16 protein-coding genes are annotated in these 17,993 nt (G+C 61.0%); 1 reads left to right on the plus strand and 15 read right to left on the minus strand.

Annotated elements, in window-relative coordinates; all coding sequences use genetic code 11:
- Nucleotides 1-196 precede the first annotated feature (196 nt).
- The 4 genes from rpmA to arcA form a co-directional block, all read right to left on the minus strand.
- Nucleotides 197-457, minus strand: coding sequence for a 50S ribosomal protein L27 (rpmA, locus tag PZH32_RS10465; RefSeq protein ID WP_275208079.1), 261 nt, complete (start codon nt 455-457; stop codon nt 197-199).
- 22 nt (nt 458-479) lie between these two features.
- The gene (gene rplU / locus PZH32_RS10470; protein ID WP_275208080.1) at nt 480-800 is read right to left on the minus strand and encodes a 50S ribosomal protein L21; all 321 of its coding nucleotides are present in this window, start codon (nt 798-800) and stop codon (nt 480-482) included.
- A 335-nt stretch (nt 801-1,135) separates the two neighbouring features.
- Nucleotides 1,136-2,737 carry a YfcC family protein gene (locus PZH32_RS10475; protein ID WP_275208082.1) on the minus strand — a complete coding sequence of 534 codons (1,602 nt, stop codon included), beginning with the start codon at nt 2,735-2,737 and terminating at the stop codon, nt 1,136-1,138.
- 76 nt (nt 2,738-2,813) lie between these two features.
- Entirely contained in the window at nt 2,814-4,037 is a 1,224-nt protein-coding gene (gene arcA, locus PZH32_RS10480; RefSeq protein ID WP_275208084.1) for an arginine deiminase, read from the minus strand.
- 480 nt (nt 4,038-4,517) lie between these two features.
- On the opposite strand from arcA, the gene PZH32_RS10485 reads away from it, so the two are divergent.
- On the plus strand, nt 4,518-5,483 hold the full coding sequence (locus PZH32_RS10485; RefSeq protein WP_275208086.1) for a helix-turn-helix transcriptional regulator: 966 nt from the start codon (nt 4,518-4,520) through the stop codon (nt 5,481-5,483).
- A 246-nt stretch (nt 5,484-5,729) separates the two neighbouring features.
- On the opposite strand, the gene polA is transcribed toward PZH32_RS10485, so the two are convergent.
- From polA to PZH32_RS10540, 11 genes are all read right to left on the minus strand, one after another.
- Nucleotides 5,730-8,357: a DNA polymerase I gene (polA, locus tag PZH32_RS10490; protein ID WP_275208088.1), complete on the minus strand. Its 2,628-nt coding sequence runs from the start codon at nt 8,355-8,357 to the stop codon at nt 5,730-5,732.
- A gap of 262 nt (nt 8,358-8,619) precedes the next feature.
- Complete coding sequence (locus PZH32_RS10495; RefSeq protein WP_275208090.1) at nt 8,620-10,497, minus strand: flavocytochrome c; 1,878 nt, start codon at nt 10,495-10,497, stop codon at nt 8,620-8,622.
- A 280-nt stretch (nt 10,498-10,777) separates the two neighbouring features.
- Complete coding sequence (locus PZH32_RS10500) at nt 10,778-11,452, minus strand: winged helix family transcriptional regulator (protein ID WP_275208092.1); 675 nt, start codon at nt 11,450-11,452, stop codon at nt 10,778-10,780.
- 1 nt (nt 11,453) lies between these two features.
- Nucleotides 11,454-12,797 carry a glutamine synthetase family protein gene (locus tag PZH32_RS10505; RefSeq protein WP_275208094.1) on the minus strand — a complete coding sequence of 448 codons (1,344 nt, stop codon included), beginning with the start codon at nt 12,795-12,797 and terminating at the stop codon, nt 11,454-11,456.
- 118 nt (nt 12,798-12,915) lie between these two features.
- Nucleotides 12,916-13,410, minus strand: coding sequence for a 50S ribosomal protein L31 (rpmE, locus tag PZH32_RS10510; RefSeq protein ID WP_275208095.1), 495 nt, complete (start codon nt 13,408-13,410; stop codon nt 12,916-12,918).
- 231 nt (nt 13,411-13,641) lie between these two features.
- Complete coding sequence (locus PZH32_RS10515) at nt 13,642-14,022, minus strand: desulfoferrodoxin family protein (RefSeq protein WP_275208096.1); 381 nt, start codon at nt 14,020-14,022, stop codon at nt 13,642-13,644.
- A 449-nt stretch (nt 14,023-14,471) separates the two neighbouring features.
- Nucleotides 14,472-15,311, minus strand: a complete 840-nt coding sequence (gene lgt, locus PZH32_RS10520) for a prolipoprotein diacylglyceryl transferase (protein ID WP_275208232.1) — start codon at nt 15,309-15,311, stop codon at nt 14,472-14,474.
- Nucleotides 15,311-15,541 carry a UDP-N-acetylmuramoylalanyl-D-glutamate--2,6-diaminopimelate ligase gene (locus PZH32_RS10525; RefSeq protein ID WP_275208097.1) on the minus strand — a complete coding sequence of 77 codons (231 nt, stop codon included), beginning with the start codon at nt 15,539-15,541 and terminating at the stop codon, nt 15,311-15,313. The genes lgt and PZH32_RS10525 overlap by 1 nt, the downstream gene beginning before the upstream one ends.
- 131 nt (nt 15,542-15,672) lie before the next feature.
- Nucleotides 15,673-15,963, minus strand: coding sequence for a hypothetical protein (locus tag PZH32_RS10530; RefSeq protein WP_275208099.1), 291 nt, complete (start codon nt 15,961-15,963; stop codon nt 15,673-15,675).
- Between the two features lie 184 nt (nt 15,964-16,147).
- Nucleotides 16,148-16,378 carry a NifU family protein gene (locus tag PZH32_RS10535; protein WP_275208101.1) on the minus strand — a complete coding sequence of 77 codons (231 nt, stop codon included), beginning with the start codon at nt 16,376-16,378 and terminating at the stop codon, nt 16,148-16,150.
- Between the two features lie 87 nt (nt 16,379-16,465).
- Complete coding sequence (locus PZH32_RS10540) at nt 16,466-17,989, minus strand: LCP family protein (RefSeq protein WP_275208102.1); 1,524 nt, start codon at nt 17,987-17,989, stop codon at nt 16,466-16,468.
- Nucleotides 17,990-17,993: the final 4 nt, after the last annotated feature.

Raw genomic sequence — 17,993 nt, forward strand, 5'->3', positions numbered from 1 at the left:
CCCAGAACTGGTACTGGCGAAGTAGAAGCTATTTCTCTACGGCCGCGTTCTCCGCAGGGCGCTCAGAGGTCGACGGACAGCGACACCGGACAGGCTTGCGATTCTTTCACGTTCTCCATACACAACAATGCCCCCCGAGAGGATCGGAGGGCATTGCTACCAGCTTGATGTTACGCAGTCGTTGAGACTGAAGCGTTTAGGCGGTCTGCTCAGCGGGGATCACGTGGATCTTGCGCTTATCGCCACGCGTGAACTTCAGCGTGCCGTCGCACAGAGCGAACAGGGTGTCGTCCTTGCCGCGGCCCACGTTCTCACCGGGGTGGAAATGGGTGCCGCGCTGACGAACGATGATGTTGCCCGTCTTCACGACCTCGCCGGCGAACTTCTTCACGCCCAGTCGCTGTGCGTGGGAGTCACGACCGTTACGGGTAGAGCCCAAGCCTTTCTTGTGTGCCATGAGAGATTCCTCCTTTACCCGTTTACTCGGCCTTAGCCGTACCGACGGATTCGATCTTGACGCGGGTCAGGTTCTGACGATGACCGCGCAGCTTCTTGTAGTTCTTGCGCTTCTTGAACTTGAAGACCAACTGCTTGTCGCCCTTGAACTGCTCGAGCACCGTAGCGACAACCTTCGTCTTGGCAGCCTTCGCGGGGTCGGCCTCGACCTTGTCGCCGTCCACCACGCAAATGGCTTCCAGCTCGACCTTGTCGCCGGGCTCCACGTTGAGCTTCTCGATGTTGATCTTGTCTCCGGGGGCGACTTTGTACTGCTTGCCGCCCGTTTTCACGATTGCGTACATGTATATTTCTCCTTGAATGTGACTAAACGCAAGGCGATATCTTACCAGCGTGATCCCCCTCCGTCAATGATTTTCTCCGCACTTTTACCACCGTTCACCGAGCATCTACATATTAGTGAACCGTTGGTTACGCGGGGAGGCCATCGGAGAAGGCGTCCTGGATCGATTGCCCTCAGTATAGGGCTCTTTGCCGCACCCCTCCCCTTCTCCACGCTTTCTGCGGACACAAGGCGGGCGCCCGACAAGCGGGCGCCCTTGGAAGGATAACAGCCGGCAGGCTGCTTTCACTATGTACGGCCGATGAGCGTCATCGAACCGAGCCCGCAGGCTGCCTCTTAGGCTGCACCGGGCAGGATCATCATGGCCGCCGTCAGGATGACCATGCACACCACGCCCAGGACCACGAACAGCTTCGCGCCGAACTTGAGCCAGGTGGAGTACTCGATCTTGGCCAGGGCCAGGCCGCCCATGATAGCGCCGGAGGTAGGCGTGAACAGGTTCACGAGGCCGTTGCCGGCGGAGTAGATCATGACCATGGTCTCAACCGAGAAGTTCAGCTGGTGAGCCAGGCCGCCCATGATCGGGATGGACACCGTGGCCATGCCCGAGGAGGACGGGATCAGGAAGGACAGGACGATGTAGAGCAGGAAGCTCAACGGGGCGAAGATAATCGCCGACATACCGGACAAGGCGTTGGCCGCATTCTCCAGGATCCACATGTCAAGGCCGGTCTGGGCCATGAGCACGGTGATGGAGCGGGCCAGGGCGATGATGAGCACGACGGACATCATGTCAGCAGCGCCGTTGATGAAGGCCTTCACGAAGCGGCTCTCGGACACGCCGCCGATGATGCCGATGACAAGAGCCATCAGCAGGAACCAGGTGGAGGCCTCGTCGAAGTACCAACCGCCCAGAGGCACGCCGGTCAGGAAGGAAGACCAAGCGGGCTGCACGGTGACCTCGGCGGTGTCGACGCCCTCGGTACCCTCGGGCAGGGCCAGGGAGGTGTCGGTCTGCTGGTCGTAGGCAGCCACAATGTCATCGGCACCGACGGTGGTGGTAACCTCCTCAGTCACTTGGCCGGCCTCGAATACGTCCACGTTCAGGTCGGTCCAGGGGATGAAGGAGACGATCATGATCACGAAGGTCAGAGCGAACACCACGAGGGACCACTTCTGACGAGCCGTCATCTTCGGGGTGGCGGCGGTGTCGCCGACCTTGCCCTCGTCCTCGGACTCCTCGAGACCCCACTCCTCCATCATCGACTGCTGCTCCTGCAGAGACAGGAAGGTGGAACCCTTGTCCTCCTTAACCTTCTTCGCATAGCGCATAACGAACACGATGGAGATGGCGATGGTCACAATCCAGAGGATAGCGCCCAGGGCGATGATGGTGGCCTGGTTCACCGCGATGCCCACGCCGGACAGCGCGTCAACGGCCACGCCCACGGCGAAGGGGTTCACCGTGGAACCCAACACGCCGCAGCCAGCGCCCAGCAGGACGACGGCGGCGCCGGTGAGGCTGTCGAAGCCCGCGGCCACCATGGTGGCGGCCAGCAGCAGGTAGAACGGCACGGTTTCCTCGCACATGCCGTAGGTGGTACCACCGATGGAGAAGATGATCATCAGAATGGGAATAAGGATGAGCTCATTGCCCTTCAGCTTGTGCACCAAAGCGGCAATACCAGCATCCAGTGCGCCCGTCTCGGTAATGATTCCGAGGAAACCACCAAGAATCATTACGAACAAGCAGACGCCGATGGCGTCCTGGAAACCGAACACCGGCGCGGTCAGCACGCCGGAAAGGGTAGCGCCCTCGATGCCCTCGACACCAGCCAGCGACATGATGACGGTGATCAGAGCCAGCACCACCAGGATAATAAGAAGGATGGTAAACGAAGAGAGGCTTGCGCGCTTTTTCTTTTTCGTCTCTGCCATGAGAGGTTCTCCTTAATGGGAGGGGCGGCTAGCCGGGATGCGCCAGCCGCCCAGATTCGTTCGAACTACGCGATTCTTACAGAGCCTCGCGCCAGGCCGGCATGGACATGCAGCGCGGGCCGCCGCGGCCGCGGGAGAGCTCGGCGGAGGGCATGACCAGGCAGTTGATGCCGTTCTTGTACAGCACGTCGTTGGTGACGTTGTTGCGCTGGTACACCACGACGGTGCCGGGGCGCACGCACAGCGTGTTCGAGCCGTCGTTCCACTGCTCGCGCTCGGCCGCGATGCGGTCGCCGCCGCCGCAGGGGATCAGCGTGACCTTCTCGCCGACGTACTCGGAGAGCACGGACTCCAGGTCCTCGTTGCGCTCGCGGATCTTGGTGCCGCCCTTGCCGTCCGGAGTGATCTCGAACACGGTCAGCGGGCCCATGATGCCGGGGTGGATGGTGAACTTGTCGCGGTCGATCTGGGTGAACACCGTGTCCAGGTGCATGAAGGCGCGGGACACCGGGATGTTGAAGGCCAGGATGGTGTCGATGGTGCTGGTCTCGTCGTTGAAGACGTTGTGGGCCAGCTGATCGATGGCGTCGGGCTCGGTGCGCTGGGAGATGCCGATGGCCAGCACGTGCTCGTTGATGTTCAGCACGTCGCCGCCCTCAATGTGGAACGTGTAGTCGCGGTGGTAGTACTGCGGCACGTCCTTGAAGTCAGGATGATAGTTGAAGATGTAGTCGCCGTAGATGGTCTCGCGGTTACGCGTCTGGCTGTACATGCGGTTGATGCCCACGCCGTTGCCGATCATGTTGAAGGGGTCACGGGTGAAGTACAGGTTGGGCATAGGGGCGCAGACCAGCTTCGTGCGGTCGGACACCATGTCCACCAGCAGGTGGGTGTCCTTCTGGGGCAGCTCCTGCAGGTTGATGCCGGCCATGGTCTTCATGACCATGTCCTTGGTGCCCGCGTAGTTGGAGTTGATGTAGTCCTTGATGATGTCTGTGTAGGTATCGGTGCGGATGCCCGCCTCGTAGATCCACTGAGAGAGGAACTTCTCACGCAGGGACGGATCGGTATCCAGGGCCTCGGCCATGAGGTCCTCGAGGTACACGACCTCGACGCCCTCGCCACGCAGGATGTTGGCGAACGCGTCGTGCTCCTCCTGGGCCACAGGCAGGAACGGGATGTCGTCGAACAGCAGCTCCTCGAGCGTGTTCGGAGTGAGGTTCAGCAGCTCGTCTCCAGGACGGTGAAGGATGACCTTCTTGAGATTGCCGATCTCGCTCTTGACGTTTACACCTTGCATCTGACTCTCCGATCTGGCGCTTGGGGCGCCTCTCGTTGCCGGCTGTCGCGGCTTCCATCCGCGACCCACCGCCCAAAGGCGATGGCTTGATGAATTCAATGTGCAGGAAATATGAAATCGGCGAAAGGTCTAAACAAGGTTTAGGAGGTTATTGGGTAGCAAAATCAAATTTATTTATTCCCTACACCCTTCATAAACCGCAGATCAAACGTAGGTTTTTGATGAATCAGCAATTGACGAAATGTCACCTCTTTGAGCACTGTTACCTTCTCGTAATAGTATTTGCTCGATTATTTTGTTGATCGAAGGGCACTTTCTGCTCCCTTGCATGCAAAGGCGTCTCCGCTCATCAAAAACCGTCATGACTGCGGACGAAAACGAGTCGTTCTCTTGAGCAATGCCCCCAGGTAACTGCTTTTGGCTGGGATATAATGAGAATGTTGCGCATAGAGAGCTGTGGCTGGCTGAAAAGAGGGATCTATGGGGTTGGCGATCTTCTACGAGACGCTATTCGTCATCTTGGTGTCCGTACTGACGGCAGCTGTTTGCCTGTCGTCCTATCTGGTTACCCGGCGCAAAACCATGCTCTACGCCTGCTTCGCCTTCCTCTTCTACTTTCTTGACGTGGTGTCCATCCTTCAGGACGATTACGCCACGCGTACCTTAGGCCCCGATCTGTCTCCCGAGTATTTCTTCGTCCGCTCCATCTACACCCTGCTCACGGGGGCGGGCTTTCTCGGGTCATTCTGGCTTATGGTGTGCTCTTACGTGGGCGAGAACCGCAAGTCGGTGCGTTATGCGCCCATTATCGCCTTTGTTGTTGCCTCGTTTGTGCTTCTTGCCATTTCGGGCGATAGCAAGATCCTGCGCTTCTGCTACTACAGCTGCCGCGCCCTCTTCATGTTCTGGATTCTCATGTACGGTGGCATCCAATATCTGAAGACTCACGACGCCGTCGAGCGGCAACGACTCGGCCGCTATCGCCTCCAATGCGTCGCTCTGGGACTCCTTGGGCTACTCATGGTATCCGAGGACGTGCTGTTCTTCCTTATTCTCTCCACCGACATTATCCAGATCGGCCCGATCACGCTTTCCGCCGAGCGCAACTACTTCGAGAACCTGCTCATGGTGTGCTGCGCTTTGATGGTAGGGCATTTCGCCTGGAAGCAGCTGGACATCCACTCGAGCAAGTCCCCGGTAGTGGACGACACGCAACGCTACCGCCAAACCGTTGAAGACCTGCTGGTCTATGCCAATCGGCACCAGCTGACGGCCCGCGAGCGCGAGGTGCTCGATTTCATTCTGCGCGACTTGGACAACCAGAATATCGCCTCGTCCATGTCCTTGGCACCGTCCACGGTGAAGGTGCACGTTCACAACATCCTGCAAAAGACAGGCAAGGCCAACCGCCAAGAGCTCATCCAAGACTTCTGGAAAACGGTCTAAGGAGCTCTGCCCCACTCCACGCCCCGGCCGGCCCCGAGGGGGTCTGCGGGGGTGTCTGAGCGCCCCGCGGAGAACGCGATTTCTAAGAAACAGATTCCACTTCGCCAGCACCGATGCCGGGATAGTACCGACTTGTGGGCATCATTTTCTCTGTTTCCTTAATCGCGTTCGCAGCGGGATAAAGCGCGAAGTCTCCCCCGCAGACCCCCTCGGGGCCGGCCGGGGCAGAACGAGTCACAGGTAGGCTTAGTGCGCTTCGGCCCAGGTTTCTGCCCAGTTGACGTCGACGAGCAAGGGCACCTTCAGATCCACCACGTTCTCCATGATCTCGCGTACCATGGCCGCCAAGGCCTCCACCTCTGAGGGAGGCACTGAGAAGTCCAGTTCGTCGTGCACCTGGATCATCAGCTGCGCGGCAAAGCCCTCGGCCTTCAGGCGACGCTGCACCTCGTTCATGGCAATCTTGATGATATCGGCCGCTGAGCCCTGCATGGGATGGTTCATGGCCGTGCGCTCGCCGAAGGCCCGCTGCTGGCCGTTAGAGCTTTTCAGCTCGGGAATATGGCGCTTACGACCGAACATGGTCTCGGCGTAGCCCGCTTCTTTGGCATCGGCCACCGTCTGATCCAGATAGCTGCGCACACCGGGGTACACCTCGAAGTAGCGATCGATCATGTCGCGGGCCTCGGCCAGCGGAATATCGAGCGACTGGGACAAGCCGAAGGCCTGCTGGCCATAGACAATGCCGAAGTTCACGGCCTTGGCGCGGCTGCGCATTTCCGTGGTAACCAGTTCAGGATCCACCCCAAACACGCGGGCTGCCGTAGACGAGTGGAGGTCGGCGCCCGAATTGAAGGCGGCCACCAAATGCTCGTCGCCGGACAAGTGGGCCAAGAGGCGCAGCTCAATCTGCGAGTAGTCGGCCGACAGGAACAGATCCCCCTCGTTCAGGCCGATGAAGCACTGGCGAATCTTGCGCCCGAACTCGGTGCGCACGGGAATGTTCTGCAAATTGGGGTCGGACGAGGACAGGCGCCCCGTGGTCGTGACTGTCTCGTTGAACTGGGTGTGAACGCGGCCGTCCTGAGCCCGCATGCCGGGCAGCTGATCGATGTAGGTAGCCTTGATCTTGGCGAACTCGCGATAGCGCAGGATAAGATCGGGCAGCGGATGGAGCGAGGACAGCTCGCTGAGCACCTTGGCATCGGTGGAATATCCGCGCTGCGTCTTTTTCACGGGCGGCAGCTCGAGCACTTCGAACAGAATATGTGCCAGCTGCTTGGGCGATCCCAGGTTGAAGGGCTCGCCGGCCAGTTCGTGAATCTGACTGGTCAGTTCGTCCAGCTCAACTTGGGCCGTGCGTCCCAGCTCTTCAAGGCGCTCCACGTTCAAAGCGGCCCCCGTGCGCTCCATGACCGCCAGCACACCCACCAACGGCAAGTCGATGTCGCGGTAAGGCGCCAGGGTTTTGTCGTCCTCAAGGGCCTTTTCCAGCAGCGGCTTGAGCATGCGCGCCGCCGCAGCCTGCACCAAGGCGCGGCCCCGATCGTCCTTGGTCTCGGGCAGTGCCGCATTGCAGTAGGTCTCAAGCAGCGAATCGTAGGTGTAGGCGCTGGTGGACGAGTTGAGGACGTAGCCTGCTACCCCCAGATCGAAGCTGTCCATAGCCAGTACATCGTCGTCGCTCACCAAAGCCTCCTGAGCCGTGTCGGCGGGATACACGCGATGCACCTCGTGTTTCACGTCCAGAGCGCAGAAGGCACCCTCGCGCACCAACTGGGCGAAGAGCGCCAACGCCTCAGCCCCTTCAGCCACCACAAGCGCTTTCTCCGTGGCAAAGGCGGCCTGAGCGCCCTCGTCGAACAGCGACACCTGCTCGGGATCGACGAAGGAGACGCCCACTCGCTCGCCCGCGGCGCAGGCACGGGCAATCTCGGCGACGCCCTCCTCGCCTTCCAGCACCGGCTCCAACTTGAACGACACCTCGTTGGCCGTGGGCTTCGCGTCGATCATACGCAGCACCCGGGCCAAGGGGCTCATCAGTTGGTACTTGCCGAAGGCCTCCTCCACATCAGCCGCATCGAAGGAGGGGAAGGAAACGGATTCCAAGTCGAGGGAGAAATCAAGGTCGCGCACGATGGTGGCAATCTCGCGGGACAGGAACGCCATGTCGCGGTTGTTCTCCAGGTTCTCCTTCTGCTTGCCCTTTAGCGAATCAATGGCCTCGTAGATGCCCTCGATGGAACCGTACTGCTGCAGCAGTTTCGTGGCCGTCTTGGGGCCAATGCCGGGAACGCCGGGGATATTGTCGGCGCTGTCCCCCATCAGCCCCAGATAGTCGGTGAACTGCGCGGGCTCGATGCCGTAGCGCTCCATCACCTCCTCGGGGCCGTTGATGGTGACATCGGAAATGCCCTTCTTGGTAGTGACGATGCGCGTTAGATCGCTGGCCAGCTGATAGGCGTCCTTGTCGCCGGTCACCAACAGCGTCTCGTAGCCCAGGGCCTCGTCGCGCGCGGCCACGGTGCCCAGAATGTCATCGCCCTCCCAGCCGGGGATCTTCACCACGGGAATGGCCATGGCCTCCAGCAGTTCTTCCATAACGGGGAACTGCACGCGCAGCTCCTCGTCCATGGGGGGCCGCTGCGCCTTGTACTGCTCCATGGCCTCAATGCGATGCACCGGCTTGCCGGCATCGAAGGCGCACACCACGGCATCGGGCTCGGCCATCTCGATGAACTTGCACAGCATGGACAAGAAACCGAACACGGCGTTGGTAGGCGTGCCGTCCTTGGCGGTCATGGGCGTCTGCACGGCGTGATAGGCGCGATGCATCAGCGAGTTGCCATCGATGACAGCTATTTTCTTCGACATGGGAATCCCTTCCATGGGTGAATCGCGGTAACTGAAGATGAATTCTACACCACCCCGGGGAGCCATTGTTCTTTGTGCGGGAGATCACCACGGACCCGGCCGCTCTCAAAACGCCGCGGTCTCGCGGCACCCCAAAGCGGGCCTCGCCACGCCTTCGTCCCTTCCTGCCAGCCACAAGGACAGCCATCCCCGGCGAGACTGCCGAGACGCAAAAAAGGGCCGGTCCTTTGACCGGCCCCATGCTTGTTGCTCCAATGCGAGCTTACTTGCCTTCAGCGTACTTCGCCGCATTCGTACCGGCGTTACGGCCGAACGTCATGCAGTCGGCGATGGCGTTGCCGCCCAGACGGTTGCTGCCGTGAATGCCGCCGGTCACTTCGCCCGCAGCATAGAGGCCGGGGATGGGGTTGCCGTCGGCGTCGCAGGCCTCGGACTCCACGTTCACGCGGATGCCGCCCATAGTATGGTGCACCGTGGGAACCTTGCGGCAAGCGTACCAAGGACCCTCGGTCATGGCCGCATCAGCGGTGTTGTCGGCCACGAACCCGAACTCGTCCTCCTTGCCGCCCACTACCTCGTTGTAGGCATCGATGGAGGCCTGCAGGTTCTTCGCATCCACGCCCATCTGATTGGCCAGATCCTCCACGCTGTCCGCGGCCACGATGTGGCCCAAGGCCAGCATGTTGTTGATGGTGGCGCCATTGGCATCGGGCTCATCGGGATCGGGATAGCGAAGCTTGTTCACCACCACCCAGTACGTGGCATCGGGCTGCTGGAAGATGTTCTTGCACAGCACATCGCGCTCGGCGCCCTCGTTTACGAAACGCTTGCCCTCGGTATTGATGAACAGACGGTTACGGCCAGAGGTACGGATATCTTCCATAAGGCCCGTGCCCGGGGTGCCGCACGGATGCAGCTGGATGTCGGACAAGCCGATCAGCTCGGCGCCAGCGCCTTCGGCCAGGGCCAGGCCCTCGCCCTGAGCACAGGGCAGGATGTTCGTGCAGCCGATGGAGTCGTCGAGGGTGACTTCCTTCCACACACCGGTGTTCACCTTCTGGCGGTACTCGACGTTGCCGCCGAAGCCGCCCGTAGCGATGATCACGGCCTTAGCATCTACGGTAACATCCTTCTCTCCATTGTAGAGCGCCTTTACACCAGTTACCTTGCCGTCTTTGGTGATAAGCTCTTTGGCCTGCATATCGTTCAGAATGACAATCTTGTCGGCATTGTCCTGAATAAACTGCTCGAACACGCGGATGTAGGAGTTGCCCGAAGGCGTGACGGTGTAGTGGCTACGCTCGCCCAAAGAGCCCGTGGCCGAACCGCATTCATCCTGGAACTCAACACCCAGCGACTCCAGCCAGTGAACAGAATCGAGGGCGTGATCGGTCAGATAGTGCACCAACTCCGGCGTGCCCTTCTGATGGCCGCCCTCCATGGTAGTGGTATAGAAGGTCTCGATGGAGTCCTCGATGCCCTGCTTCTCCTGGCGCTCGGGATCGACCGCGTTCAGCGCGCCCTCGGACACGTTGGTGGAACCGCCGGTAATGCCGCACTTCTCCAGCACCACCACGTTGGCACCGGCTTGCACGGCCGCAATAGCGCTGGCCAAGCCGGCACCGCCGCCGCCCACCACGCATACATCGGTCTTATAGGTATCCTCTACGTCGGCGGCGGGCACTGCATCAGCGGCCATCAGACGATAGGCCTCGGCCTGCTCGGCGCATTCGGTCACGCCCTGGATAAGAGCCGCACTGGACAAGGTTGCTCCGGTCACGCCATCGACGTTCACCGTCTGGTACTGCAGAATCTCATCGGACAGATCATCGAGGGCACGGGCACCGACGCCCAGGGATTCCTGGTTGTCGGACACGTCGATTTGCTCGATGGCATCGGGCGTGAAGGCCACGTTCACGGTAAAGGGAGCGTTATGACCCGAGACGCTGGCAGAATACGTGCCCGCTGCAAAAGCGGCCTCGTTGGCATCCTTGGGCGCGCAGCCGGAAAGTCCGGCACCGGCCATGGCCACCACGCCCAGGGCAGCAGCTTCCTTGCAGAAGCCACGACGCGTCACGGCGGCGAAGCCTTGGGTCAGCGGTTCGGAACAATCGTTAGTAATGTGGCTGGTTGCCTTCATCGTTCTCACCCTCCTAGGGCCTTGGATTACGGGTTCCCCGATGCCGGCGCTCCCTCCAAAGACCGTCGCGCTTCAGGAATCTGGTTCCCAGCATAATCAAATGAACGATGAGGGATCCCCTCAACGATGATTGGAAACCGCCATGATCAGTGACGGTTTTCTCTTCGTTATTTTTCCACGGCTCTGTTACTTTCGTAACTTCGTCGTTAATATCTAGTAATTTACTAGAGTTTAGTTTGGGTGTAGAAATACGCTGAACAGGGCAAACAGCGGGCTCATGCTAAGCCGTCCAGAGGTACCCTACCCCGCGCACCGTCTCCAAGCGCTGCGCCAACTCAGGCCCCAATTTGGCGCGAATACGCCGCACGTGAACATCTACGGTACGGCTGCCGCCGTAGTAATCGAAGCCCCAAACGCGGCGCAGCAACGCGTCGCGCGAATAGGTGCGCCCGGGATGGGTGACGAGAAACGCCAGGAGCGCGTACTCCAGGTAGGTCAGGTCCACCGGCTCGCCCGCCACCTTCACCTGATAGGTGGCAAGGTTGATAGTCATGGTGTCCACCGCGATAAAATCGCTGGTAGAGCTTTCATTGCCCGGCCACAGCAGCTGCCGAATACGGGTGGCGCACTCCGCCGCGCTGGCCCCGTGAACCACGAAATCGGCCTTGCAGGACACCGGCAGACGAAACTCGGCCAGCTGATCCTCGTTCACAATAACCAGCAAGGCGCTGGCGCCGTCTTCGGCCAGGGCCGCCTCCACCTGGGCCACCGAGGCCAAGCCATCGGCGCGGGCCTCGTAGATGATCAGATCATGGGACGGATGGGTCGAGAGAAGCTTCTTGAACTGCACCGAGGACCCCGCGGCCACGTCCACGTCAAGCTTAGAGAGCACCTGCTGAAACTTGTGGGCGTTGTCCAAGCTGTCCGCAATGAAGATAACGGTCTTTCGCTGCATCCTACAACACCGCCAAATCGCGCTCGAGCTCCCACGGGGTGACAATGCCCTGATAGGCATCCCATTCGGCGCGCTTCGTACGCACCAGGTAGTCGTGGATGTGCTCTCCCAGGGTGTCGCGCATCAGCGAGCTTTGGGCGAATAGCTCCACCGCCTCGCCCAGCGTTTCGGGCAGCGTCTCAACACCGCGCGCATGGTGCTCATGGCGGCTGCAGCCCAAAGGCGCCGTCTCGTCAGCCGGGGGCATAAGCTCCAGGCCCTCCTCGATGCCGGCCAAACCCGCTGCCAGCATGACAGCGAAGGCCAGGTAGGGATTGGCCGCCGGATCGGGACTGCGCAGCTCGACGCGGCAGGCCGACTCGCTGTGAGGACGATAGCCCGGGATGCGCACCAAGGTGGAGCGATTGCGCGCTCCCCAGCTGATACAGGTGGGCGCCTCTCCCCCGGGACGCAGACGCTTATAGGAATTAACGTACTGGTTCGTGATCAGCGTGTACTCCGGCGCATACTTGAGGAGGCCGGCAATATAGCTTTTCGCCGTGGCCGACAAGTTGTAGCCGAACGGATCGTCGGCGTCGTAGAAGGCGTTGTTGCCGTCCATATCCATCAGGCTCTGGTGCACGTGCATGCCGCTGCCCGGCTCGCCCGCCAAGGGCTTCGGCATGAACGAGGCGTACACGCCGTGCTTCATGGCAATTTCCTTCACCACCATCTTGTAGGTCATGACGGCATCGGCCATGGAAAGAGCATCGGCATAGCGCAGGTCGATCTCGTGCTGGGAGGGGCCTTTCTCGTGATGGGAGTACTCCACGGGAATGCCCATCTTCTCCAGGGTGAGCACCGTGTCGCGGCGCAAATCGGAGGCCGAATCCAGCGAGGTGAGATCAAAGTAGCTGCCCCGATCGAGCACCTCCGTTCCCTCGGAATCCTTGAAGTAGAAGTACTCCAGCTCCGGCCCGACAATAAACTCGTAGCCCATATTAGAGGCCTTCTCCACCACCCGTTCCAGCACATGGCGCGGATCGCCCGCGTAAGGCGCCCCCTCGGGCGTGCGGATATTGCAGATCATGCGAGCCACCGCATTGGACTGAGGACGCCAGGGCAGCACCTGGAAGGTGGACGGATCGGGATAGGCCAGCATATCGGATTCCTGAGCCTGGGAGAAACCTTCGATACAGCTGGCGTCGAAGCCCATGCCGTCCTCGAAGGCCGCCTCTAACTCGCCGGGCACCACGGCGAAGGACTTCATGTTGCCCAGCACGTCGGTAAACCAAAAGCGAACGAAATGCACGTCGCGGCTCTCAATGGTCTTCAGCACGAAATCTTGCTCGGGGTTCGTTACCACGCTTCTCTCCCTCATCCCGGAACGGTGTTTTGCAGCCATTGTACGCTAGCGGGGCTGTTCCCACAAAAAAGACCCGCTGAAATTCAGCGGGTCTTTCAAAAACCTATGATCCGAAAGGTTACTCGGCAGCCTCTTCGGTAGCCTCGACAGCCTCGGCCACCTCGGCGTCGGTGAGCTCCACGCCACCGGCCTCTTCAGCGGTGCCCTCAGCAGCAGCGTCCTCCATGTTCTGGACCTCAGCCTCGGCCTCGGCGCGGGCAGCCTCTTCGGCAGCCTTGGCGGCGTAAGCGGCAGCGCGCTCGGCCTTAGCAGCGGCCTTAGCCTCGCGCTCGGCCTTCTTAGCGGCCTCCTGCTCGGCAATCTTAGCGGCGCGCTCGGCCTTCTTGGCAGCCTCACGCTCGGCAACGACGTCCTTGGCGGAACCGAAACGGTCGGCAAAGCGCTGAACGCGTCCACCGGTGTCGATGAGCTTCTGGGTGCCGGTGTAGAAGGGATGGCATGCGTTGCAGATGTCAATCTTCAGCTCGGGCTTCGTGGAACGGGTGGTGAAGGTGTTGCCGCAGCTGCACTTCACGACGCACTCCATGTACTCCGGATGGATATCTTGCTTCATGGGTTCTCCTAACTTCCCTTGGTTTCCGACCAAGGGGTCCGAATAGGGCTTGGTTTCCGACCAAGCCAAGACAAGCTTGTCTATAGTAGCACCGCCGGCGTAAAACGCAAGAAAAAAGACCCGTTGTTCACGGGTCTTTCAAGAATTACGCGGTTAGCGGCACCGAGGGCCAACACACCGGGCTCCAAAGCCCTGAGCATCATGACACCCCGATGGCCCGATGCGAGTTCTTTAGATCTCCGTCACCCACAGACCGTGGATGTTGCAGTACTCGTACACGCGCAGCGGCTTCTCACCCTCGGGCACGATGAACTCGGCATGGGGGGCATCGCCGGGGTTGAGCGGATGGATCTGGTAGCCCTTGTCGGTAACCAGGCAGATGAACTGGATCCAGTGCTCCTCGAGCATGGGATGATCCACGGAGCCGATATTCACGATAATGCGATCAGCCTGCACCTCAACGGCGGGCACGTGCTTCTCGAGAGCGGCGTCCTGGGAATCGGCCACCAGCTCGACCATCTTCTCGCCACAGCAGAACAGCGGCACGCCGGCGTCGTAAACCTTCACCGCAATATTGCCGCAGTGCATGCACTTGTAGAACTTGACGTCCATTCCAAACCTCGTTTCTCGTAATTCCTCGTTAAAGCCTCAGCTGCCAAGGCGGCCGAAAGGCTTTCTTCATTGTAGAAGAACCCCCTAGGGACACGCCACCCTTTGACGAACCGACAACGCACCGTTACCACACTTCGCTCCTCTGGGACCGTGTTACGCCTATCCCAGGCCCGCCCTCCTGAGCGCCAGATCTCTCCTTCAAGCCTCCACCCTTGAGCTAGGTTCCAGGATCGGTCTGTTTGGTATCGCGCCATGGACCAAAAAACAGGCATTCGGTCCCCTACTCCCGCAAAAGGCCAGGTCAACAATGGCCATTAGCCTTTCCCAGGGTACCAAACAGGGTAATCCTGGAACCTAGGGCGCCGGCTTCGCCGATGACTGCTATCCTGGAACACGGGGCGCCGACTTCGCAGCGGCCGTCACCTGGAACCTGGAGCGCCGGCTTGCCGCTACTCCCCTGCTTGGAGAGCCCGAGGCTTCATGCCCTGCTGGGGCAGTTTCTTCTTCGCTGCGTAGACCAGCAGCACAATGCCGGCGATAATCACCGGCGTAGAGAGCACCTGACCCATGGTGAGCCAGCCGCCCCACAAGTAGCCCAGCTGGGCATCGGGCTCGCGCACGAACTCGATGAGGAAGCGGAAGATACCGTAGAGCACCAGAAACGCCCCCAGGAAGGTGCCCCGGGGCCGCGGCGGCATCTTGCGCGAGAGGGCATAGAGGATCAGGAAGATAACGAGCCCCTCCAGCAGCGCTTCGTAAAGCTGCGAGGGATGGCGCGGCATCATACCCGCAGCGCCGCCGAACACTACGCCCCAGGGAGCGTCGGTGGGCGCGCCCCACAACTCGCCGTTCACGAAGTTGGCGCAGCGGCCGAAGAACAAGCCGATAGGTGCGGCAATGGCACCCAGATCGGCTAGGGTGAGAAAAGGAACACCCGTCAGCTTGGCCGCCACCACGCCGCCCACGAGCACGCCGATAAGACCGCCGTGGAAGCTCATGCCACCTTGGTTGAAAGCGAGAATTTCCAAGGGATGGGCCAGATAGTAGCCATCGCCGTAGAAGAGCACGTAGCCAAGACGCGCGCCCAGGACAATGCCCACAATGGCGCACACCATGACGGTAATGAGTGCGTCCTCGTCCAAGGCAATACGCCAACGACGGGCCACGCGGTACACAATGAAGGCGGCCACCGCGAAGCCCAGCACATAGGCCAAGCCGTACCAGCGCACCACCAACGGCCCCAGGGAAAACGCCACGGGGTCGAGGTTTTGGTAAATATCGTTGAGAATCATGCCGTCCCCTCGTGAGCGCCCATGCCGGCGCCCAGCTCAATAGCTGCGAACATAACTTCTTCGCGCAACGAGGGAGGAATGGGCATCAGAGAAGAAAGGCGGGTAGCGCAGTGCGGGCACGTGAGGGAGAACAACGCCAGGTTGGGGCGCAGCACCATCATGGAATCGTAAGAGCACACATCGAGGTCCTCGGCACCGCAGGCCGGACAGTGAATTTTATCCCGCACCAGACACCTCCTTCAGCGCATCCCCTTTTGACCCCATTGTAGCAAAGGGGCCGTGGCCCCCTGAGGGCCGTACCTCCTCGTTGCAACATCGTTGCCGAGGCTTGATGGCACTCCAGGAGCACCACCTTAGTTTACAGGATAAAACGATTACGACCGCTGAACTTCTTATCTCCCGCCGCCGTCGGATCGATATCGGGTCCGTGCACGAGAAAGTGCTCGCAGAACCGGCACACCTGCTTCACGGCCGCATCGTAGTCACGCTGCGGATTCAGCAGAATGTCGAAGTCTTCGCACACCACATGCGTCGGACGATGGCAAGCGGCGAAATGACAGTCGGCGGGACAGGGCTCACCAGGCACGTTATGGGGACAGCGCCCCATCATTTCCTCGTCGCATCCCCGGCGCGACCAGCATCCTTCCATAGGTTTCCTCTTACTCTCTTCAGTCTCTTCCTCAACCTGATGCAACAAAGGGCCCTGAGGCCCCTCGGCTCGATCCCTCGCCCCGGCACTGGCGCACCGAAGAGCGAAGGAACCGAGTACGAGCGCCTCAGGGCCCCGTCACATTCAATGACTCGCGCGGCCCGACAGGACGCACGGAGCAGCACTACTGGGCCGGAACCACCTTGGTGACGCCAGGCACGCGCTCCTTCAGGATGCGCTCGACGCCGTTAGCCAGGGTCATCTGGGACATAGGGCAGCCCTTGCAAGCGCCCTGCAGCTCTACGGTGACGGTGCCGTCCTCGGCCACATCCACCAGCTGCACGTCGCCGCCATCGGCCTGCAGGCTCGGACGAATCAGCTCCAGCACGGCAGCCACATCGGTTTTCTCTACCATGATTTGCTCCTTTTCAGAAGAGATGGGTATCAGGGGAATCATAGCACAGCCCTTCCCTGCTGCCGCCCCCTTCATCAAAATCGTTCACTAGCCGGCGGGAATCCAGTCCTTGCCGATAACCACCAGAACGTCAGTGTTGAAGGAATAGAAGTCGCCGCCGTTGACCACGCGGCCGCCGGCCACATCGGCCACAATGGCCTTGGCCGCCGGCTCGTTGGCCTCGTCCTTGTAGATGACCAAGGTTTCGGGGTACACGGTGCCGTCGTCGGTGTTGCCCACCGACTCAACCTGATAGCCGCTGGATTCCAGCAGCTCGCCCATGCGCGCGGCCGCCCCGGTCACTTGAGCGCCGTTGCGCACCTCCACGGTCACCTTCGAGCGATCGACCGCAGCCACGGTGCCCTCGGCCGAGGCCGGCGCCTGGCCGGCGCGCACCGCCTCCATCAGCGGCTCCAGCTCCTCGTCAGACAGCTCGTAGACCGATTGTCCCTCGTCGTTGGTGGTCAGGCGTCCAGGCAGTACACAGGCATACACTGTGGCATCGCTCAATGGTTTGAACGCATCGCCCAGGGCAATAATCTGCCCACTCGACCAGTCGGTACGCACGGCCGGCGCCGCATCTGCCACCACCGTCGGGAAGCTGAGCCCCTCGCCCGCCGTGGCCTTGCCCGCCAGGTTCACCGTGAACAGCGTGCGGTTCTCCGCCTGAGTCTCCAGGGCATCCGTGAAGTTCGCGGCGCGCACCAACGTGAGCGCCTGCTTCCCGTCGAGCGTTTGCTCGCCGGCGCGCAGCACCGCCGTTCCCGCTGCAGGATCGTCCACCTCCACGGGAAGATCCACCGGCACGCCGCCCACGATATCCACGAGACGGCTCAGGCCGGCAGCATCGGTGCTCACGAAATGGGACACGTCCACCGAAAGCAACCCGGCCACGGCCCGGATCAGCTCGGCATCGCCGCCCACCTCAGTGGCCTCGTAGAGGAAATGCGTCTGATCGTCGGAAAGCTTCACCTGCACGTTGGCCGGCACGCTGACAAAGGTCAGCTGACGGGCGCCCTCGTCCATGCGCACCACCATGTACGCCTCGGTATCGGCCCCCGAAGAGCGCGTGGCGGTGCCCAGCTGAGCCGTGCACAGCACATAGGACGCCTCGCCCTCGGACGCTGCCACCAGCGCCTCTTTCGCATTAGAGTCGCCCAGCGACAGCTGGGAGTCGGACACAGCGAAAAAGGCGGACACGCCGGCCACCACGGCCACGGCCACCACGGCCACGGCCAGCACCGCGCCCACAATGAGCTTGCGGCGTCTCTGGGTAGCCTGAATCTGCTCTACATAGCCGCGACGGCTGGAGCGGCGCGCGAAATCGGCATCGCTCTCGCCGCTGCGGGCCTGGGGATCCACCTGATCCACGTAGCCTCGCGTCGCGCGCTGGGATCGGCGGTTGTTGGAGAAGTCCACGCGGTCGGTGCCTCGCGGGTTGCTGCCTGCCGCATGACGCCCTCGCGAGACCGAGGGCCGCTCCACATGGGTGCCGATCATGTTGTCGCTCATGCGCCGCGACGTGCGGCGGGTCTGGGACAGCGAGAGCCCCTTCTTCTTACCGAAGGCCATGCCC

Source organism: Adlercreutzia equolifaciens, assembly GCF_029076695.1.
Classification (GTDB): domain Bacteria; phylum Actinomycetota; class Coriobacteriia; order Coriobacteriales; family Eggerthellaceae; genus Adlercreutzia; species Adlercreutzia equolifaciens_A.